16 protein-coding genes are annotated in these 19,203 nt (G+C 62.0%); 9 read left to right on the top strand and 7 right to left on the bottom strand.

Annotated elements, in window-relative coordinates; genetic code table 11:
- The first annotated feature begins 88 nt into the window (after positions 1–88).
- A complete protein-coding gene (locus ACQUTI_RS11640) occupies positions 89–1,261 on the top strand; it encodes an MFS transporter (RefSeq protein WP_064150547.1) in 1,173 nt (390 codons plus the stop codon).
- A 16-nt stretch (positions 1,262–1,277) separates the two neighbouring features.
- Positions 1,278–2,393 carry a class II histone deacetylase gene (locus ACQUTI_RS11635; protein WP_032455666.1) on the top strand — a complete coding sequence of 372 codons (1,116 nt, stop codon included), beginning with the start codon at positions 1,278–1,280 and terminating at the stop codon, positions 2,391–2,393.
- Here ACQUTI_RS11635 and ACQUTI_RS11630 read toward each other — a convergent pair.
- The 4 genes from ACQUTI_RS11630 to ACQUTI_RS11615 form a co-directional block, all read right to left on the bottom strand.
- Positions 2,388–2,993, bottom strand: a complete 606-nt coding sequence (locus tag ACQUTI_RS11630) for a DUF3156 family protein (RefSeq protein WP_080847315.1) — start codon at positions 2,991–2,993, stop codon at positions 2,388–2,390. The genes ACQUTI_RS11635 and ACQUTI_RS11630 overlap by 6 nt on opposite strands.
- Entirely contained in the window at positions 2,971–4,470 is a 1,500-nt protein-coding gene (locus ACQUTI_RS11625; RefSeq protein WP_002892820.1) for an APC family permease, read from the bottom strand. Before ACQUTI_RS11625 ends, ACQUTI_RS11630 begins: the two co-directional genes overlap by 23 nt.
- Positions 4,471–4,903: 433 nt before the next feature.
- The gene (locus ACQUTI_RS11620; protein WP_002892824.1) at positions 4,904–5,269 is read right to left on the bottom strand and encodes a cupin domain-containing protein; all 366 of its coding nucleotides are present in this window, start codon (positions 5,267–5,269) and stop codon (positions 4,904–4,906) included.
- Between the two features lie 13 nt (positions 5,270–5,282).
- Positions 5,283–6,584: an NAD(P)/FAD-dependent oxidoreductase gene (locus ACQUTI_RS11615; RefSeq protein WP_065802293.1), complete on the bottom strand. Its 1,302-nt coding sequence runs from the start codon at positions 6,582–6,584 to the stop codon at positions 5,283–5,285.
- A 159-nt stretch (positions 6,585–6,743) separates the two neighbouring features.
- On the opposite strand from ACQUTI_RS11615, the gene ACQUTI_RS11610 reads away from it, so the two are divergent.
- The 5 genes from ACQUTI_RS11610 to ACQUTI_RS11590 all read left to right on the top strand — a co-directional run bounded on the left by ACQUTI_RS11610 (position 6,744) and on the right by ACQUTI_RS11590 (position 13,436).
- Positions 6,744–8,228 carry an aldehyde dehydrogenase family protein gene (locus ACQUTI_RS11610; protein ID WP_049004398.1) on the top strand — a complete coding sequence of 495 codons (1,485 nt, stop codon included), beginning with the start codon at positions 6,744–6,746 and terminating at the stop codon, positions 8,226–8,228.
- 246 nt (positions 8,229–8,474) lie between these two features.
- Positions 8,475–9,851: a phenylalanine transporter gene (gene pheP, locus ACQUTI_RS11605; RefSeq protein WP_032455670.1), complete on the top strand. Its 1,377-nt coding sequence runs from the start codon at positions 8,475–8,477 to the stop codon at positions 9,849–9,851.
- 187 nt (positions 9,852–10,038) lie between these two features.
- A complete protein-coding gene (locus ACQUTI_RS11600) occupies positions 10,039–11,244 on the top strand; it encodes an MFS transporter (protein ID WP_025999301.1) in 1,206 nt (401 codons plus the stop codon).
- 16 nt (positions 11,245–11,260) lie between these two features.
- A complete protein-coding gene (locus tag ACQUTI_RS11595) occupies positions 11,261–12,283 on the top strand; it encodes a sugar phosphate isomerase/epimerase family protein (protein ID WP_004202459.1) in 1,023 nt (340 codons plus the stop codon).
- Between the two features lies 1 nt (position 12,284).
- Complete coding sequence (locus ACQUTI_RS11590; protein ID WP_048294351.1) at positions 12,285–13,436, top strand: Gfo/Idh/MocA family protein; 1,152 nt, start codon at positions 12,285–12,287, stop codon at positions 13,434–13,436.
- Between the two features lie 18 nt (positions 13,437–13,454).
- On the opposite strand, the gene ACQUTI_RS11585 is transcribed toward ACQUTI_RS11590, so the two are convergent.
- Entirely contained in the window at positions 13,455–13,871 is a 417-nt protein-coding gene (locus tag ACQUTI_RS11585; protein ID WP_004202462.1) for an Exc2 family lipoprotein, read from the bottom strand.
- A gap of 248 nt (positions 13,872–14,119) precedes the next feature.
- Between ACQUTI_RS11585 and ACQUTI_RS11580 the strand changes: the two genes are divergently transcribed.
- A complete protein-coding gene (locus ACQUTI_RS11580) occupies positions 14,120–15,100 on the top strand; it encodes a LacI family DNA-binding transcriptional regulator (RefSeq protein WP_017900840.1) in 981 nt (326 codons plus the stop codon).
- Between the two features lie 2 nt (positions 15,101–15,102).
- Here ACQUTI_RS11580 and ACQUTI_RS11575 read toward each other — a convergent pair whose 3' ends face one another.
- Together ACQUTI_RS11575 and ACQUTI_RS11570 are read right to left on the bottom strand one after the other, a co-directional pair.
- Positions 15,103–16,347, bottom strand: coding sequence for a mechanosensitive ion channel family protein (locus ACQUTI_RS11575; protein ID WP_004202471.1), 1,245 nt, complete (start codon positions 16,345–16,347; stop codon positions 15,103–15,105).
- Positions 16,348–16,417: 70 nt separating this feature from the next.
- The gene (locus tag ACQUTI_RS11570; protein ID WP_004202473.1) at positions 16,418–17,845 is read right to left on the bottom strand and encodes an MFS transporter; all 1,428 of its coding nucleotides are present in this window, start codon (positions 17,843–17,845) and stop codon (positions 16,418–16,420) included.
- Positions 17,846–17,953: 108 nt separating this feature from the next.
- Between ACQUTI_RS11570 and ACQUTI_RS11565 the strand changes: the two genes are divergently transcribed.
- Positions 17,954–18,823 carry a helix-turn-helix transcriptional regulator gene (locus tag ACQUTI_RS11565; RefSeq protein WP_122542593.1) on the top strand — a complete coding sequence of 290 codons (870 nt, stop codon included), beginning with the start codon at positions 17,954–17,956 and terminating at the stop codon, positions 18,821–18,823.
- The last annotated feature ends 380 nt before the right edge of the window (positions 18,824–19,203 follow it).

Here is a 19,203-nt window from a genome sequence, read left to right as displayed (position 1 = left end):
GCAACACGGCGTTTTCCTGATGCCTGTGGGTATCACTCCCTGGAGGATCCTCCGGGGGGAGGCTTTTTTGACCGGAGCACGCCCTACGATGTCGAGTACACCTGTCACTGATAATGCGCTTTCCCGGCCCGCCGGGCTGGTGGTGTCCCTGCGTTTGCTGGCGGCGATTGTGATTTTTGCCGCTATTGCGCCGGGTATTCTGATGACCGCGCCGGCGGTGGCGGCGCAGCTGGCCAGCGAATGGCAGCTAAAACCCAGGCAGGTAGGCTGGCTGTTCTCAGCGGAGCTGGGGGCGATGAGCCTGGCGACGCTCCCGGCGTGGTGGTGGATGAGTCGCCTCGACTGGCGGCGGGTCGCCCTGATGGCCGGGGCGGTGTTTCTGACCGCCAACCTCGCCTCGGCGGTGGTCACCCAGTATGAGACGCTGCTGGCGGCGCGCTTTATCGCCTCACTGGCGGGCGGCACGCTGATGATTCTGTGCATCAGCTGCGCGGCGGGAACGCCGAACCCGTCGCGGGTCTACGCCTTTTGGGTGCTCGGGCAACTGCTGTTGGGGATGCTTGGCCTGCTGGCGCTGCCCGGCCTGTTCGCGACCTTTGGCCTGAAGGTGGTGTATCTGATCCTCGCCGCCATCATGCTCTGCTGCCTGCCGCTGGTGTCCGCTTTCCCGCCGCGCTTTCAACCGCTCTCTGCCTCCCGCCAGCAGCCGTCGACGGCGCTGTGGCGTCAGGCGCTGGCGGTGCTGGCGGTGCTCACTTTCTATATCAGCCTCAGCGCAGTGTGGACCTTTATCGGCACCATCGGCAGCACGGCGGGGCTGAGCCCGACGCAGGTGGGGCTGGTGCTGGCGGCGGCGACGGTTTGCGGCATTATCGGCGCCGGCGGCGCGGCCCTGCGCGGCACCCGGCGCGCCGATCGCTTACCGGTGTGGCTGGGCTACGGCCTGCTGATCGTCAGCGTCGGGCTGCTGGTTGGCCAGCCGCTGCTGGCGCGCTACGCCATCGCGGCGCTGCTGTTTAAGTTCACCTGGACCTTCGTGCTGCCCTTTATTCTCGCCCGCGTCGCCGGGCTCGATAACAGCGGTCGGCTGATGAACAGCATCAATCTGGTGATCGGCGGCGGCATGGCGGCAGGCCCGGCGCTCGCGGGGGCCTTACTGCAACACTTCGCCAGCGCCGACCCGCTGCTGGCGGCGGCAGGCGTCTGCGCGCTGCTGTCACTGATTTTAATTGTGGCGGCTTCCGCCGCCGGGAAGGGTTAGCCCACGGGAGGATAGAGTGAAAAGAAAAACCGGTTTCTTCTTTGATGAACGTTGTTTCTGGCACAGTACCGGGCTGCACGCAGTGACGCTGCCGGTGGGCGGGTGGGTACAGCCACCCGCCGGCGGCGGTCATGCCGAATCGCCGGAGACCAAACGGCGGATGAAAAACCTGATGGATGTCTCCGGGCTGACGCCGCAGCTGGCGCTGCGCAGCGCGGCGCCGGCGAGCCTTGCGGACCTGCGGCGGATCCATCCCGACAGTTATCTGGAGCGCTTCAAGGCGATAAGCGATAACGGCGGCGGCATGCTCGGCAAAGAGGCGCCGCTGGGGCCGGGCAGTTATGAAATCGCCTGTCTTTCCGCCGGGCTGGCCTGCGCGGCGGTGGAAGCGGTGCTGAAGGGAGAACTGGATAACGCCTATTCGCTGTCGCGTCCGCCCGGACACCACTGCCTGCCGGACCAGTCGATGGGCTTCTGTTTTCTCGCCAATATCCCCATTGCCGTGGAGCGAGCGAAAGCGCTGCTCGGGCTCGGCAAGGTGGCGATCATTGACTGGGACGTTCATCACGGCAACGGCACCCAGCATATCTACCTGCAGCGCGATGACGTGCTGACTATCTCCTTGCATCAGGACGGCTGCTTCCCGCCGGGCTACTCTGGTGAGGACGATCGCGGCGTGGGGGCGGGGGAGGGTTACAACATCAATATTCCGCTGCTGGCCGGCGCGGGGGATGACAGCTGGCGCTATGCGCTGGAAACCATCGTTATTCCGGCGCTGGCGCGCTTTGAGCCGGAGCTGATTATCATCGCCTGCGGCTATGATGCCAACGCCATGGATCCGCTGGCGCGCATGCAACTGCACAGCGACAGCTTCCGGGCGATGACTGAACAGGTCCAGCAGGCGGCGGATCGCCTGTGCGGCGGGAAACTGGTGATGGTGCACGAAGGCGGCTACGCCGAATCCTACGTGCCGTTCTGCGGCCTGGCGGTGATGGAGGCTCTGAGCGGCATCCGCACCGAGGTCCAGGATCCGCTGCGGGAATTTATTCAACAACAACAGCCGCGGGCGGAGTTTGCGCAGTTCCAGAGGCAGGCTCTCGATCGGCTGGCGCAGCAGTTTGGCCTGCTATAAAACGCCCCAGCTTCCCCGCGGTGATGGCGGGGAAGTCAATGCTTTCTCTTCTACGATTTCACCGCGCATCCACTGACTTACTGCCTGATCGGTCATCGCCAGCACGCTGAGCAGCAGCATCCGCTGCTGCGCTTCCAGCCGCAGATAACGGCGCAGCGGCGGCATTTTACAGACCACTTCGCTGGCGGCCCAGGGTTCAATGCTGCAGCGCCAGCCGCGACCGTCAAAGGTCAGCGAAAAGCGGCGGTAGTCCAGCTCGCTTAAGGTCTGCTGGAGATTAGGGAAACCATTGAGATAGCCGGCGAGTGCCTCGCTGCCTTTGCCACCGATAAAGCGGATCGGCTGGCGTTTCCACCAGCCGGATTGATGGGCGCGAATGTTACCGCGCACGGGCCGGGTCACCGGCCCCTCGACGACAAACTCGCAGCTGTGAATGCTGGCCATAAACAGCCGCTTCTGACGCACGCTGAAGGTCACGGCGGTGGCGTTGTTCAAGCGCAGCAGCGCGCTGCGCTCGCTCAGCTTTTCGCAGGGCCAGCCGGCCAGATCGCGCTGCACCGCGTTCATTAACGGCGTTTCAAACCAGGGGACGGAGGACATCTGGCGTCATCTCCCCGCGGGTCTGTTTTTCGTAGTTGTTGATGGCGCGCTCCACTACCTCTTCCACCACCAGCGGCTTGAACGGATTGACGCGCTGCACGCACACCGTCCAGAACAGGGCGTAGGCGGCGGTCAGGCCGAGCATAATGCCGAACGGCACCAGCACCTGGCGACTGTCCATCCCCGGCGGGGTGATATTGACGATAGCGATGATAATGCCGACGCTGGAGATAATCTGCGGCAGTGGGAACCACGGCGAGCGGTAGGCGCGCGGCAGGTCCGGGCGGCGAATGCGCAGCATCACCACCGACAGCGTCACCAGCAGATAGGCGACGCCCCAGGCGCAGACCGCGGCGAGGATCAGCGGCACGATGCGGTCCAGATCGCCGTTCAGATACCAGGCGTGCAGGCAGGGGATCGCCACCCCGATGGCGATGGCGATTACCGGCGTTTTAAAGCGCGGATGCAGCCAGGTCAGGAAGCGGGGCAGCGCGCCGTCCAGCGCCATACCGTAGATAATGCGCGGCACGGCGGCCATCAGCGTATTGATGGTGGCGCAGCCCGCCAGCAGCAGCCCGACCCCCAGCCAGTACTGGCCGGCGTGGCCCATCACCCGCTCGGCGAAGGCCGGGATCGCCATCGGCGTATCCAGCAGATGGACGTTGTTGGCCGCGTCGAGCACGGTATTCTCCACCTGGCGGTTGATCGCCGCACCGTAGATAAACATGCAGCTGGCGACCCCCAGCAGGCCCAGCGCCATCGCCCGCGGTATGGTGCGGTGGGCCTGTTTGATCTCCGGCGCCATCGGCGTCACCAGTTCGCAACCGACGAACATAAACATCGCCATGCCGATATAGCCGAACAGGCCGTTGATATCGCTAACGTTCAGCGGCGTGCCGAACCAGCCGGAAAGATGAGTCACCGGCGCCATAAAAATGCCGCACAGGCCGAAAATGGTCAGCGTGGTCCACATGCCGAAGGTCAGCACCACTTCGACCTTGCCGAAGATTTCCACGCCGATGGCGTTCAGCAGGCCGAAAATCACCACCATGCCGACGCCCACCATCCAGGTGTTTTGGTGAGCGGCCATCTGGGCGTTGATCGATTCGAAGTTCACCAGCGCCATAATGCCCGCCAGGATCGTCTCCGCCGTCCCGGCGAAAATATGGACGATCAGATAGGCGCACAGCGCGCCGGTGATAGCGAAAAAGCGGCCCATGCCGCAGGAGATATAGTCGTACACCGAACCGGTGGTGGGAATGAGCGTCGCCGCCTCGGCAAAGGTGGTGACCTGCGCCTGCATCATAATAAAGGCCAGCAGCACCGCCAGCGCGAAGGTATCGCCGCCCATGCCGAAGCCGCTGGTCACCGTCAGGATCACCGGGCTGGCCATAATCAGCCCGACGGAGCTGGCGAGGGTGGTCGGGAAGCCGACGACGCCGCGCTCAAGATGGCTGGCAAGTCTGTTACTAAACATAGTCAACCTCTGCACAATAATGGGGTAGGGCAGGGAATAGCCAGCGCCACTCCCGGATAGTCATAATTTAGGCGGGCATCCTGCTCAACGAATATCGTCCGGAAGGTGGAGGGTGGCGCATGATTCTGTGACGCAGTCCATGAATGTGAGGGTGGATAAACAAGATGACCCCGAAAACCGGGGCCATCCGCCTTGCCACGTTGCGCCTGTTTCTGCCGGGTGGCGGCTAGCGCCTTACCCGGCCTACGGTCCGCGCGGCCTGCCTTTAATGTATTCACCATGCTGACTGAAACTGCCGGTGTTGGCGGCCTCAAAACCCCCGGTGACGCTGCCGCTTACCGGGGCTACAGCGCTGTGCGATTTGGTAGCCCGGAGAAGGCGCAATGCGCCGCCTCCGGGGCCCCCCCCTGCGCCGCCGGGCAGTATCAGCGCGTTAGCGCGTCTCGACGTTCGCCAGGTAGTGCTTCACAAAGCGCGGCGTCAGGATTTTCCACTCCACTTCGGTGCCCTGTTTAACAAACCAGCTATCGCCCGGCGCAAAGCGCTGCGGTTCACCGCCGGCGACGGTCAACTCCACTTCGCCTTCCAGCACGGTGGCGTGTTCGGTAAACGGATAGGTCATGGTAAAGCTCCCCTCAGTGGACGAAAACAGTCCGCAGGTAAAGGCATCCTGCGGCTCGCCGTAGATCATCGCCCCGGCCACCTGCGGGTCGCCGGCGGTCGGCGTCGCGCCGAGCAGGCTGACGCTGCCGATTGGCTGCAGGTCGGGCACCGGGTGTTTAAGTTTAAAAGCGTGCATAGCGTTCTCCTGGTTAACTCCGGCCTTTCCAGAAACCGGCGGTTTGATGCATCAATTTTCCGGCGGTGACCAGCAGCAGGCGCAGGCTGTCACGGCCGTGGATGGTCGCGTGGGGGATGCTGCTCAGCAGACGATAGCGGTCTGAACCGCCGTTGATCCCTTCGGCGAGGATTTTGCACACGATGTGCGATGGGGTGACGCCGAAGCCGGAGTACCCCTGGACGTAAAAGACGTTGTTGTGATCGCGTAGCGTGCCGATCTGTGGAAACAGGTTGGCGCTACAGGCCATTGGCCCGCCCCAGGCGAAATCGATCTTCACATCCTTCAAATAGGGGAAGACCTCCGCCAGCAGGGTGCGGTTCCAGGCGGCGAAATCGTTCGGCGTATACTCCACAAAGCGGGTGGCGCTGCCGAACAGCAGGCGGTTTTCCCGGGTGACGCGGTAGTAGTTAATCACCGGGCGAATATCGCTGAAGGCGCCGCGCAGCGGGCTGATGCGCTCGATCAGTTCATCGGAGAGCGGCTCGGTCGATACCTGATAGGAGTAGGTGACCAGCGTTTTGTTGTAGATCTCCGGCTCCATATTGTTGAGGAAGCTGTCGCAGGCCCACAGCAGTTTGGCGGCTTTGACGCTGCCCATCGCGGTACGTACCCGCACCTGTTTGCCGTAATTCACCTCCACCACCGGCGAGGATTCGAAGATCTTCACTCCCAGCGAATGGGCGGCCTCCGCCGAGCCGAGGAGCATATTGAGCGAATGGATCTGGCCGCCGCCCATATGTTTCAGCGCGCCGCAGTAGACCTCGGAGCCCACCACCTGCTGCACCTCTTTCCCGGTATACAGCTCGATCTCTTCATCCGGGGTGGCAGCCTTAAACTCCTTCTCCCACTGGCGCAGCGTTTTCAGTTGCCGCTGGTTATAAGCGAGATAGCCATAGCCGGGGACGAAATCGGCGTCGATATTATATTTGCGGATGCGTTCGCGAATGATGCCCGCGCCAAGGTTGGCTATTTTAAACAGCGTTTCCAGCCCTTCTTTGCCGACGTGCTTTTTCACCGCTTCGATGTCGTGACCGATACCGGCCATCACCTGGCCGCCATTGCGCCCGGTGCCGCCATAGCCGAGATGGCGCGCTTCCAGCACCACCACGTTGGTGATGCCCTGTTCCGCCAGCTCAAGGGCGGTGTTAATACCGGAGAAGCCGCCGCCGATAATCACCACGTCGGCTTCAATATCTTCCCGCAGCGCCGGAAAATGGAGGTGGTATTTCTTCGTCGCGCCGTAGTAGTTCAGCGCATCGATTTTGATGTTCATCGCGTTACCCTGTGGTCTTGCCTCGCTCAAGTGCCTCATCACAGCACGCCGCGCGGGCGTTGAATATCGTCCGGAAGAATGACGTTCTTTAGAACGATAGGCGGCGGCGGGAAGCCGTGCTGTGATGGGCCAACGTTGCTGAAAAAACGGGTACTGACGATGAGCGAGATAACCTTACTGGCGGAAGTGACCGCCTTTTTACGCCAGCCGCACGGGCAGTTTATCGCCGGTGAGCGAGAGGCGGGCCGCGGCGCGCCGTTTGCGGTGATCAACCCTGCCACCGGGCGGGCGATCGCCGAGGTCACCGCGGCGGATAGCGACCAGGCGGATCGCGCGGTAGAGAGTGCCCGCCAGGCGTTTAATCAGTGGCGCGAAATGCCGACGCTGGCGCGCGGAACCTTGCTGCTGAAGCTGGCGGATGCCCTGGCTGAGCATCGCGAAGCGCTGGCGCAGCTGGAAAGTCTCTGCTCCGGCAAGACCATCACGCTGGCGCGCATGCTCGAGCTGGATCAATCGGTCGCTTTCCTGCGCTACTTCGCCGGCTGGGCGGGGAAAGTCACCGGCGAAACCCTGAATGTGTCGCTGCCGTCGATGGCCGGGGAGAAATATACCGCCTTCACTCGCCGTCAGCCGCTGGGGGTAGTGGTGGGCATCGTGCCGTGGAACTTCTCCATCATGATTGCCGTCTGGAAGCTGGCGGCGGCCCTGGTCTGCGGCTGCACCATTGTTCTCAAGCCGAGCGAGTATACGCCGCTGACGCTGCTGCGCGTGGCGGAGCTGGCGAAAGCGGTGGGTATTCCGGACGGGGTGATTAACGTGGTCAACGGCGCCGGCGGCGAGATTGCTCAGCGGCTGATTACCCATCCGGCCTGCGCCAAGGTGAGCTTCACTGGCTCGGTGGCCACTGGCGAGAAAGTCCAGCGGTCGGCCAGTGCGTCAGGTAAACGGGTGACCCTTGAGCTGGGGGGCAAAAACGCCGCGCTGTTCCTGGATGATCTGACGCCGGAGGCGATGGTCAACGGCATTCTGGAAGCCGGCTACCTGAACCAGGGGCAGATTTGCGCCGCCGCGGAGCGCTTTTATCTGCCGCAGGGTAAACTGGATGCGGTGCTGGCGCTGCTGAAAGATAAGCTCAGCGCCTTCGCGCCGGGATCGCCGCTGGATGAGCGCACGCTGATGGGGCCGCTGGCCAACCGCCAGCAGTATGACAAAGTGTTGCGGCTCATTCAGACCGCGCGCGACGAGGGCGATACCATCGTCTGCGGCGGCGAAGCCCTGCCGGGGGAGGGCTATTTCCTGCAGCCGACGGCGGTCAAAGTGCGCAGCGAAGAGAGCACCCTGATGCGCGAGGAGACCTTCGGCCCGGTGTGCAGTTTTATCGGTTATCACAGTGAAGACGAGGCGCTGGCGCGGATCAATGCCTCGCCGTATGGCCTGGCGGCCAGCGTCTGGTCGGATAATATTCGCCTGGCGCTACGCTACTCGGAGGCGATTGAGGCCGGCATCGTGTGGGTCAATATGCATACTTTCCTCGACCCGGCGGTACCGTTCGGCGGCATGAAGGGCTCGGGCATCGGGCGCGAATTCGGCAGCGCGTTTATCGATGACTACACGGAGCTGAAGTCGGTGATGGTGCGCTATTAAGTTTTGTCGGTGGAGGTAGCCTTAACCGGGCTTCAGGCGTCTGCGTAGGCCCGGTAAGCGCAGCGCCTCCGGGCAAGGACAGCGGATGGACAGCCGCGAATGTGCCAGGCGACGACGGCGCCTTGCACGGCCTGAGTCCGTGCAAGCGAAGGTTAATGTCGCCGCCGCCATAACCCCTCGCAACTTGCGACAATCCCCCCTAAGTGATAAAAGGTGCCCCTTCGCAAAAACACACAGGGGAACGACGTGAAAGACGCGTCAACGTCGTCGGATGCCGTAGAAGAGAGCGGCCCGACGCTTCATCGCGGTTTACAGAACCGACACATTCAACTTATCGCCCTTGGCGGCGCGATTGGCACCGGGCTGTTTCTCGGCATTGGTCCCGCTATCCAGATGGCCGGTCCGGCGGTATTACTGGGTTACGCCGTCGCCGGGATTGTCGCTTTTCTGATCATGCGCCAGCTGGGCGAAATGGTGGTGGAAGAGCCGGTATCCGGCTCCTTTGCCCACTTTGCCTACAAATACTGGGGCCCGTTCGCTGGCTTCCTTTCCGGCTGGAACTACTGGGTGATGTTCGTGCTGGTGGGAATGGCGGAGCTGACCGCCGCCGGGATCTACATGCAGTACTGGCTGCCCGACGTCCCGACCTGGATCTGGGCGGCGGCCTTCTTCCTTATTATTAACGCCGTCAATCTCGTCAACGTGCGCCTGTATGGCGAAGCGGAGTTCTGGTTTGCGCTGATAAAAGTGCTGGCGATTATCGGCATGATTGCCTTTGGCCTGTGGATGCTGTTTGGCGGCCACGGCGGCAGCAAAGCCGGGTTCGACAACCTGTGGAAACACGGCGGCTTCCTCGCCACCGGCTGGCACGGTCTTATCCTGTCGCTGGCGGTGATCATGTTCTCCTTCGGCGGGCTGGAGCTTATCGGCATCACCGCCGCTGAAGCGCAAAACCCGGAAAAGAGCATTCCAAAAGCGGTCAACCAGGTGGTTTATCGTATCCTGCTGTTCTATATCGGTTCGCTGGTGGTGCTGCTGGCGCTCTACCCGTGGGTGGAGGTCAAATCCGACAGTAGCCCGTTCGTGATGATTTTCCATCATCTCGACAGCAACCTGGTGGCCTCCGCGCTGAACTTCGTCATTCTGGTGGCCTCGCTGTCGGTGTATAACAGCGGCGTGTACTCCAACAGCCGGATGCTGTTCGGCTTGTCGGTGCAGGGCAATGCGCCGACGTTCCTCGCCCGCGTCAGCAAGCGCGGCGTGCCGGTGAACTCTCTGCTGCTCTCGGGGATTATCACCTCACTGGTGGTGGTGCTGAACTACCTGCTGCCGCATGAAGCGCTGGGACTGCTGATGGCCCTGGTGGTGGCGACGCTGCTGCTGAACTGGATCATGATCTGTATGGCGCACCTGAAGTTCCGCGCCGCCCAGCGCCGCAAAGGGCGTGAATCGAAGTTTAAAGCGCTGCTGGCGCCCGCCAGCAACTACTTCTGCATTGCTTTCCTTGGGCTGATTCTGGCGCTGATGTGCACTATCGACGGGATGCGCCTGTCGGCGATCCTGCTGCCGGTGTGGATCCTGTTCCTGTTTATCGCCTTCAAACTGCTGCGCCGCCCGGCGTAAGCGAGATGCCCCGCCGTCCGGCGGGGCTGCCTGGCTTTTTATTGTGATCCTCTTCGCAGGTGGGGCATTTGCCTGGCGATCTTCTTTTTGTAATCGATTACTTTTGTTTGGAGCGATTTTGTAATCGATTACTTTTCTGAGGGCGAGCAACATGGTCACAACAACAGAAGGTCGGGAAAGTGTCCGCGTGAGCCACCGTTTTCTGGTGCCGCGGCTGTCGTTAATGATGTTTATGCAGTTCTTTATCTGGGGCAGCTGGTCGGTGACCCTGGGGCTGGTGATGACCCGCTATGAGATGTCATTGCTGATCGGCGATGCGTTCTCCGCCGGGCCGATCGCCTCCATCCTGTCCCCCTTTGTGCTAGGGATGCTGGTGGATCGCTTTTTCGCCTCGCAGAAGGTGATGGCGGTGATGCACCTGGCCGGGGCGGCGATCCTGTGGTTTGTCCCCCAGGCGCTGGTGGCGCAGAACGGCGCGCTGCTGATTGGCCTGCTGTTCGGCTATACGCTGTGCTATATGCCGACCCTGGCGCTGACCAACAACATCGCCTTCCACAGCCTGGCTAACGTCGATAAAACCTTTCCGGTGGTCCGCGTGTTCGGCACCATCGGCTGGATTATCGCCGGGATCTGCATCGGGGTGACCGGCATCTCTGACACCACCGGCATCTTCACCGTGGCGGCGCTCTGTTCGGTGGCGCTGGCGATCTACAGCCTGACGCTGCCCCACACCCCGGCGCCGGCCAAAGGCATGCCGGTTCAGTTTCGCGATCTGCTGTGCGCGGACGCCTTCGCGCTGCTGAAAACCCGCCATTTCCTGATTTTCTCCCTCTGCGCCACCTTAATTTCCGTGCCGTTAGGCACCTATTACGCCTATACCGCGTCGTATCTGGCGGATGCCGGCGTTAAGGATGTCAGCACCGCGATGTCCTTCGGCCAGATGTCAGAGATCGTCTTTATGCTGGTGATCCCGCTGCTGTTCCGTCGCCTCGGGGTGAAATACATGCTGCTTATCGGCATGGCGGCGTGGTTTGTTCGCTATGCCTTTTTCGCCCTCGGGGTCAGCGAAGAGGGGCGCTTCCTGCTCTATCTGGGTATTTTGCTGCACGGCGTGTGCTATGACTTTTTCTTTGTCGTCGGCTTTATCTACACCGACCGCGTGGCGGGCGAGAAGGTCAAAGGCCAGGCGCAGAGCATGATTGTGATGTTCACCTACGGGATCGGCATGCTGCTGGGCTCGCAGATCTCCGGCGCGCTGTATAACCATCTGGTGGCCGGCCAGAGCGTGCCGCAGGCCTGGGTGACCTTCTGGTGGATCCCGGCGGTGGCCGCCGCGGTTATCGCGCTGATTTTCCTTTTCTCTTTCCAGTACAACGAGAAAGAGCCGCACTAATTTTACAGGAGGGGGTATGAAAACGATCAAGGGACCGGGCATTTTTCTGGCGCAGTTTATCGGCCCGCAGGCGCCGTTCAACACCCTGGCGGGGATGGCGCAGTGGGCCGCCGGCCTGGGGTACAAGGCATTGCAGATCCCCTGCAACCACCCGGCGATTTTCGATGTCGAGCGGGCGGCGGCGAGCCAGACCTACTGCGACGAGGTCCGCGGCACCCTGGCGGAGCATGGGCTGGTCATCAGCGAGCTGTCCACTCATCTTGAAGGACAGCTGGTGGCGGTGCATCCGGCGTATGACGCGGCGTTTGACGCCTTCGCCCCGGCGGCGCTGCACGGCGATCCGCAGGCGCGCCAGCGCTGGGCGGTGGAGAAAGTGCGCCAGGCGGCGGTGGCCTCCGGCCGCCTGGGGCTGCAGGCGCATGCGACCTTTTCCGGGGCGCTGGCATGGCCCTTTTTTTATCCGTGGCCACCGCATAATCAGTCGCTTCTGGATGAGGCCTTTGCCGAGCTGGCCCGGCGCTGGCGGCCGCTGCTGGACCTCTTCGACGAGCAGGGGGTCGATGTCTGCTACGAGATCCACCCCGGCGAAGACCTGCACGATGGCGTGACCTTTGAGCGTTTTCTCGCGCGGGTGGATAACCATCCGCGCTGCAATATGCTCTATGACCCGAGCCACCTGCATCTGCAGCAAATGGATTACCTGACCTATATCGATATCTATCATGCGCGTATTAAAGCGTTTCACGTCAAGGACGCCGAATTTCGCCGCAACGGGCGCAATGGCGTCTACGGCGGCTATCAGCCCTGGCAGCAGCGGGCTGGCCGTTTCCGCTCTCCCGGCGACGGGCAGATCGACTTCAAAGGGGTGTTCAGTAAGCTGACCGAATATGATTTTGACGGCTGGGCGGTGCTGGAGTGGGAGTGCTGCCTGAAGGATGCCGAGACCGGCGCGCGCGAGGGCAGCGAGTTTATTCGTCGCCATATCATTCCCGTTGCCGGACGGGCCTTCGATGACTTTGCCGCCGGTGGGAGGGAATAACATGATTCAGGTTGCGATTATTGGGGCTGGGTTTATTGGCCCGGCGCATCTGGAGGCGCTGCGGCGGCTGGGGGATATCGAGGTGGTGGCGCTGTGCGACAGCAGCCTTGAGTCGGCGCAGCGCAAGGCGCAAGCGTTGAATATTGCCCATGCCTACGACAGCGTGGCAGCGCTGCTGACCCATCCGGGGCTACAGGTGGTGCATAACTGTACGCCGAACCATCTGCATGCCCAGATTAACCGGCAGATCCTCGCCGCCGGGCTGCACGTCTTCTCCGAAAAACCGCTGTGTATGACGGCGGAGGAGGCGCGGGAGCTGGTGACGCTTGCCGCCCGGGCCGGCGTGGTGCATGGCGTCAGCTTCGTCTATCGCCAGTTCGCCATGGTCCAGCAGGCGGCGGCGATGATCCGCCATGGCGAGGTCGGCAGGATCTTCGCGGCGCACGGCGGCTATTTACAGGACTGGATGCTGCTGGAGACCGATTACAACTGGCGGGTTGATTCGGCGCAGGGCGGCGCATCGCGGACGGTGGCTGACATCGGCTCCCACTGGTGCGATACCGTGCAGTTTATGACCGGTCGGCGGATTGTCGAGGTGATGGCGGATCTGTCTATCGTCTGGCCGACGCGTAAAGCGCCGGTCAATGGCAAAGCGACCTTCAGCGCCGTTCACGAGGCGCAGGGATATGAAACCCGGCCTGTCGATACCGAGGACTTTGGCTCGGTGCTGTTGCGTTTTGACGATGGCAGCAAAGGCAGCTTTATGGTTTCTCAGGTGAGCGCCGGGCGGAAAAACCGTCTGGCGGTGGAGGTTAACGGCAGCCGCTGTTCTCTGGCCTGGGATCAGGAAGTGCCCCAGCGGCTGTGGATCGGCCACCGCGAGCAGCCGGATCGGCGGCTCAGCGACGACCCCAGCCTGCTGCGGCCGGAGATCGCTGACAGCGCCCATTACCCTGGCGGCCATATTGAGGGCTGGCCGGACGCCTTTAAGAATATGATGGAGCATTTTTATCAGGCGGTGCGCGCCGGGAAGATGCCGGAGGCCGGGGCCCGGCGCTTCGCCGCTTTCGACGACGGCGCCGATGTGATGTACATCATCGAGGCGATCGTCAAAAGCCATCAGCAGCAGCGCTGGGTGAGCGTCGAACGCTGAGGGCGGGGGAGCGAAGGATTATTTCACCCCAAGATAGCCGTCGAGATAGGCACCGGAGAGTTCGTTGCCGAACAGGACGGCATCTTTATTTTCCATTGCATTATCCCATTTGTCGCTGGCGTTGCCGGTAAAGGCGTGCTCGGTGCGGGTGCCCTGCGCCGCCTGCTGTTTGATGGCCTCCGCGGTGCGGCGGGCGTCGCTTTCGCTCATGCCAGCGGCTTTATCCTGCTGGCCGCGGGCGTACATCGCCGTGAAGGTCGGCAGGTTTAAACGGTAATTTTCCTGACGGTTGACGGTGAAGTTGCCGCCGACAAAATCGGAGCGGTGGGCGACGAACGCGTAGGCGTGGCGTTCCGGTGACGATTTTGACGAGGTGCAGCCGGTGATCGTTGCCAGGGCACAGCTGAGGGCGAGAATCGCGGTGGAGAGCCTCATGGGGATATCATCCTTAATCATAAAAGAACAAATGGGGCGCAGGCGGTCTGTTGCGCCTCCTGCGCTAATGAGAATATGAAACGGCAAAAGGATGCGCGTTATCGGGGCGGGAGAGAAGCCCTGATTATTAATAGTGTCCCGAGACGCTGTCTCACTGAGCCACGCTTTCGCGCCAGGCTGGCAGGCCAACCAGAGCTCATTTATGATAGCCTGCAGGATCCACCTCTATCGCAGGAAGTGCAGGGTTTATGTCTATTCAGAAAATTGCTCGTCTGGCCGGCGTCTCGGTGGCCACGGTGTCGCGGGTGCTGAACAACAGCGATACGGTAAAAGCCAAAAACCGTGAGCGCGTGCTGCAGGCGATCAAAGAGAGCAACTATCAGCCGAACCTGCTGGCGCGTCAGCTGCGAACCGCCCGCAGCAATATGATCCTGGTGATGGTCTCCAATATCGCTAACCCTTTTTGCGCCGAGGTGGTGAAAGGGATAGAAGAAGAGGCGGAGAAGAACGGCTACCGCATTTTGCTGTGTAATTCCGGGTCGGATCTGGCCCGCTCGACCTCGGGCCTGCAGCTGCTCTCCGGCAAAATGGTCGACGGCATTATTACCATGAACGCGCTCTCCAGCCTGCCGGAACTGACCACCATGATTGGTGATGCGCCCTGGGTGCAGTGCGCGGAGTATGCCGACACCGGCAGCATCTCCTGCGTCGGGATTAACGACGTCGAGGCGGCCCAGGGGGCGGTGTCCCGGCTGGCCGACGGCGGCCGCCGTCGCATCGCGCTCATTAATCACGACCTCAGCTATCGCTACGCCCGCCTGCGCGAGCGCGGCTATAAAAGCGTGCTGCACGTGCACGGCCTGGCGTATCAGCAGGTGACCTACGCGCAGGATCTTAGCGCGGCGGCCGGTAAACGGGCGATGGAGCAGCTGCTGTCGCAAGACGAAAAGCCCGACGCGGTGTTTGCCGTTTCGGACTCCCTTGCCGCCGGGGCGCTGCGGGCAATTGACCAGGCTGGACTACGGGTGCCGGAGGATATCGCGGTGATCGGCTTCGACGGCACCGAGCTGGCGGAAGTGGTCTCCCCGCAGCTGACCACCGTCGAACAGCCCTCCCGGGCAATCGGCCGCACGGCGGTGGATCTGTTAATGAAACGCATCGACGATCCCGACGCTGCCGTTGAGCGGGTGATGATGGACTGGCGCGTGATAGCCCGCGCCAGCGCCTGAGGTCAGCGGGAGAAGGCGCCCGCCAGCGCGCGAATGTCGTTGCCGGTGGGCGTCTGATGAATGCGTAAGCCAAACTCCTCCACCACGGCGAAGACATGATCGAAAATATCCGCCTGGATCCCCTCATATTCCGCCCACACCACGGTGTTGGTGAAGCAATAGATCTCGATCGGCAAGCCGTTGGCATCCGGCGCCAGCTGGCGCACCATCAGGGTCATATCCTGGCGGATGCGCGGATGATGACGTAAATACTCCTGCAGATAGGCGCGGAAGGTGCCGACATTGGTCATTCGCCGCTCATTGAGAACCGACTGTTCCCCGGCATACTGCTGGTTCCAGGCGCTAATCTCCTCGTGGCGCGAATCCATATAGGGTTTAAGCAACTTCGCCCGGATCAAGCGCTGCTGCTCCTGTTCATCGAGGAAATGAATGCTGGTGGTGTCGATGTTGAGGCTGCGCTTAATGCGGCGGCCGCCGGAGGCCGACATGCCGCTCCAGTTTTTAAACGAGTCGGAGACCAGCGACCAGGTCGGAATGGTGGTGATGGTATTATCCCAGTTACGTACCTTGACCGTAGTGAGGCCGATATCGATCACCGCGCCGTCGGCGCCGTATTTCGGCATCTCCAGCCAGTCGCCAAGCTTGAGCATATCGTTGGCCGAGAGCTGGATACCGGCCACCAGGCCAAGGATCGGATCTTTAAATACCAGCATGAGCACCGCGGCCATGGCGCCGAGCCCGCTAATCAGGATCGCTGGCGACTGGCCTATCAGCAGGGAAATAATCAGGATGCCGATAATAATCGCCGTCACCAGCTTAATTCCCTGGAATATCCCCTTCAGCGGCAGCTGAGAGGCGGCGGGAAATTTCTGCGCCAGCTTTAAGATCACATCCAGCAGCGAGAAGAAGGACAGCATGGCATATATCATCACCCATAGCTGAGCCACGGTGGTTAATATTTCTGCGGCCTCGCTGCCTTTTTGCAGCCACAGCACCGCCTGCACGTTGACGATGATCCCCTGCAGGGTAAAGGCCAGTCGGTGAAAGAGTTTATTCTGCGTGATGATTTGCAGCCACAGGTGGCTGCTGGCCAATGCCCGTTTTTCAAAAGCGCGCAGCACCACTTTGTGCAATATCAGATGCACGACGACGGCGGTGAACAAGATAATGCCGAAGATAATCATCAGCGAGCGGGTGGGAGTTATTTCGATTCCTAAGGCGGCAATTTGCGATATTAATTCCTGCATAACGTCTCCTGAATATCCAGCGGGTATGATGACCGCTGGATAACGATTATGCAAATCACCGCCGCCGGTATTACGACGCTACCGTCGCCGGCTGTCGGTTGAGATGATGACGCAGCCACAGCGCGATGGCCCCCAGCAATAGCATCATAGCCACCTCGACCAGCAGAAAATCAATCAGCGCCTGCGGATAGTTTCCGCCGCCGCGACGGGCCAGCGCCAGGAACAGCGAGCCGAGGATAGCCGGCCCAAGGCCGAGAGTCGCCTGCTGCAGGGTACTGAGGATGGCGCTCCCGGCCCCGGCGTCGCTGGCGCTGATATCGCGCATGCCAATCCGGTAAAAGCTGTTGACGATCAGCGCCTGGCCGTAGCCGATCAGCGCCGTGGCGGGGACCAGCGTCAGGGCGGTGGTGGCGATCCCGAAGCGGGAGAAGGTGGCGCACAGCAGCAGTAGACCGGCGATCTGCACCGCCAGACCGGTCAGCAGGATCCGCCCCATGCTGTAGCGGGCGATAAGCCGCGGGGCATACAGCGCCGAAATAAAATAGGCCACGCCGAGGGCGATAAAGCTATTGCCGGACTGCCACGGCGCCATCCCCAGCCCCTCCTGCATGGTCAGCGCCATGCAGAACATAAAGCCGGACCAGGCGCTGAAAAACAGCAGGGCGATGGCCATCCCGAAGCGGATGCTGGTCAACTGCAGCAGACGCGGCGGCAGCAGGGGATGATCGCCACGCTGCTGCTGGCGCAGGGCGCTCTGACGCATGGCGAACAGCAGCGGCAGGACCGCCACCAGCATCAGCTGCAGCCACAGCGGCCAGCGCAGCTCCGGACCGAGGGCCATCGGGAACAGCAGGCAGCAGAGGATGAGGGCGAGGTACAGCGTGCCCTGCCAGTCAATCCGCGACGGCGTCTCACGACGGGTTTCCGGCACATAGCGGCGGCTCAGGGCCAGCACCAGCAGGCAGATCGGCACATTGATAAAAAAGGCGTTGCGCCAGCCCAGTCCGGCGATGTCCGCCGATACCAGCCAGCCGCCGCCCATCTGTCCGACAATAAAGGCGATCCCGCCGATCCCGCCGTACAGGCTGATAGCCCGGGCGTGGGCCGGGCCTTTGAGGGTGACGTGCAGGGTGGCGAGGATCTGCGGCACAATCAGCGCCGCCCCGGCGCCCTGCAGAGTGCGGGCGGCCAGCAGGGCGCTGATGCTGTTTGCTATGCCGCACAGCAGGGAAGCAATGCCAAAGAGCGCGACGCCCCACATAAACAGGCGCCGGCGGCCATAGTTATCGCCAAGCTTACTGCCCATCGCCAGGCAGACGGCAAAGGCGACACCGTAGAGCGCGACGATAAGTTCCAGCTGCGTGGCGCTGGCCGCCAGGGTATGGGTGATGGCGTCCAGCGCCACATTGGTGATCGAGGTATCAATAAGCGGCAGCATCTGGCCGCCCAGCAGCAGCAACAGACCGGCGCGGCCGGGTGAAACAGCAGACGTTTTCATGGGAATCTCCATTGCGTCATTCAGCAGACCGACGTAGCATTACCGATAAATTAAACGGGTACCAGTTCCTGTCTATACTGGTACTGGAACTACCATGCTGGAGGGGTGATGACCACGATGCCGCAACGGGAGTCGACGTTCGCCGTGCCGGACGATCGGCGCAAACAGCTGGGGGCGTTTCTGCGCGCCCGCCGTGAAAGCCTCGATCCGCAGCGCCTGGGGTTACCCCGGGTGGGCCGCCGACGCACGCCGGGTCTGCGCCGGGAAGAGGTGGCGATGCTCGCCGACGTCGGCGTTACCTGGTACACCTGGCTGGAGCAGGGGCGGGAGGTGAATCCGTCGGAGGCAGTGCTGGTGGGGGTGGCGAATGCCCTGCAGTGCAGTCCGCTGGAGACCCGGCATCTGTTCGTGCTCGCCGGGCTGACCCCGCCGGAAGCCACCCAGGTGACGGCGTGCGAAGGCATCAGCCCCGGCACCCGCCGCATGCTGGACAGCCTGATGCCGCAGCCGGCCAGCATTCAAAAACCGAACTTTGATATTGTGGCCTGGAACGACAGCTTCTGCCGCCTGATGGGTGTCGATTTCGCCACCCTTGCGGAAGAAGATCGCAACTGCATTTATCTGTATCTGACCCATGAGACCTGGCGCAGCCGGATTGAAAATCGCGATGTGCTGCCGACTTTTGTCTCCTATTTCCGCGCCGCGATGGCCGGGCACCGTGGCGATCCGGCATGGGAAAACAAACTGGCGCGCTTTTTCGCCGCCTCGTCGGAGTTTGAAGCGCTGTGGCATCAGCGCTACGAGGTGCGCGGCGTGGAAAACCAGATTAAACATTTTAACCACCCGCAGCTCGGGCGATTCAGCCTGCAGCAGATGTACTGGTATTCGGCGCCGCGCAATGGTTCGCGTCTGCTGGTCTACCTGCCGATGGACGAGGCGGGCGAGCAGGCGCTGACGTGGCTGGACCAACATTCATGACAAGGACTCAGATGGTTGAGAATGTGCCATCTTCGGGTATTGCCCGGCCGGGCTGCTGGACGGTTCCCTCTCCCTCCGGGAGAGGGGCAGGGTGAGGGAAAGCACTGCAGGGAAGTCTTTTATGTTATCTGCGACTTCAGCGCACATTGCGCTCCCGGTTAGTCTTCTGCGTTATATCTCTCATGACGCAGGGAGCGCACAGGGGGCGGCCAGTCGCCGCCGCCCCCTGTACCCCCGGGCTCCGGCCAGCAACATCGCCACTTCGTGGTGCCTTCGACTTATCCCTGCAGGCTTCGGGTCGGGCCGAGGCAGCGTCCATGCAAAACACGGCCCTCAGCCCGCATCCATGCGGGCTGCCCCGGCCTGCCGGGAACGTCTCA

The organism is Klebsiella sp. 7-CIP_Kleb. (assembly GCF_050378655.1).
Classification (GTDB): Bacteria; Pseudomonadota; Gammaproteobacteria; order Enterobacterales; family Enterobacteriaceae; genus Klebsiella; species Klebsiella quasipneumoniae.
This window is presented reverse-complemented; position numbering and strand designations above follow the sequence as displayed.

What these genes read in the sequence shown, in the direction of transcription:
- ACQUTI_RS11620 (WP_002892824.1), bottom strand. Translation starts at nt 5,269, where the DNA reads ATGCACGCTTTTAAACTTAAACACCCGGTGCCCGACCTGCAGCCAATC.
- ACQUTI_RS11610 (WP_049004398.1), top strand. Translation starts at nt 6,744, where the DNA reads ATGAGCGAGATAACCTTACTGGCGGAAGTGACCGCCTTTTTACGCCAG.
- ACQUTI_RS11585 (WP_004202462.1), bottom strand. Translation starts at nt 13,871, where the DNA reads ATGAGGCTCTCCACCGCGATTCTCGCCCTCAGCTGTGCCCTGGCAACG.
- ACQUTI_RS11625 (WP_002892820.1), bottom strand. Translation starts at nt 4,470, where the DNA reads ATGTTTAGTAACAGACTTGCCAGCCATCTTGAGCGCGGCGTCGTCGGC.
- ACQUTI_RS11575 (WP_004202471.1), bottom strand. Translation starts at nt 16,347, where the DNA reads ATGCAGGAATTAATATCGCAAATTGCCGCCTTAGGAATCGAAATAACT.
- ACQUTI_RS11570 (WP_004202473.1), bottom strand. Translation starts at nt 17,845, where the DNA reads ATGAAAACGTCTGCTGTTTCACCCGGCCGCGCCGGTCTGTTGCTGCTG.
- ACQUTI_RS11615 (WP_065802293.1), bottom strand. Translation starts at nt 6,584, where the DNA reads ATGAACATCAAAATCGATGCGCTGAACTACTACGGCGCGACGAAGAAA.
- ACQUTI_RS11630 (WP_080847315.1), bottom strand. Translation starts at nt 2,993, where the DNA reads ATGTCCTCCGTCCCCTGGTTTGAAACGCCGTTAATGAACGCGGTGCAG.
- ACQUTI_RS11590 (WP_048294351.1), top strand. Translation starts at nt 12,285, where the DNA reads ATGATTCAGGTTGCGATTATTGGGGCTGGGTTTATTGGCCCGGCGCAT.
- ACQUTI_RS11580 (WP_017900840.1), top strand. Translation starts at nt 14,120, where the DNA reads ATGTCTATTCAGAAAATTGCTCGTCTGGCCGGCGTCTCGGTGGCCACG.
- ACQUTI_RS11640 (WP_064150547.1), top strand. Translation starts at nt 89, where the DNA reads ATGTCGAGTACACCTGTCACTGATAATGCGCTTTCCCGGCCCGCCGGG.
- ACQUTI_RS11595 (WP_004202459.1), top strand. Translation starts at nt 11,261, where the DNA reads ATGAAAACGATCAAGGGACCGGGCATTTTTCTGGCGCAGTTTATCGGC.
- ACQUTI_RS11565 (WP_122542593.1), top strand. Translation starts at nt 17,954, where the DNA reads ATGACCACGATGCCGCAACGGGAGTCGACGTTCGCCGTGCCGGACGAT.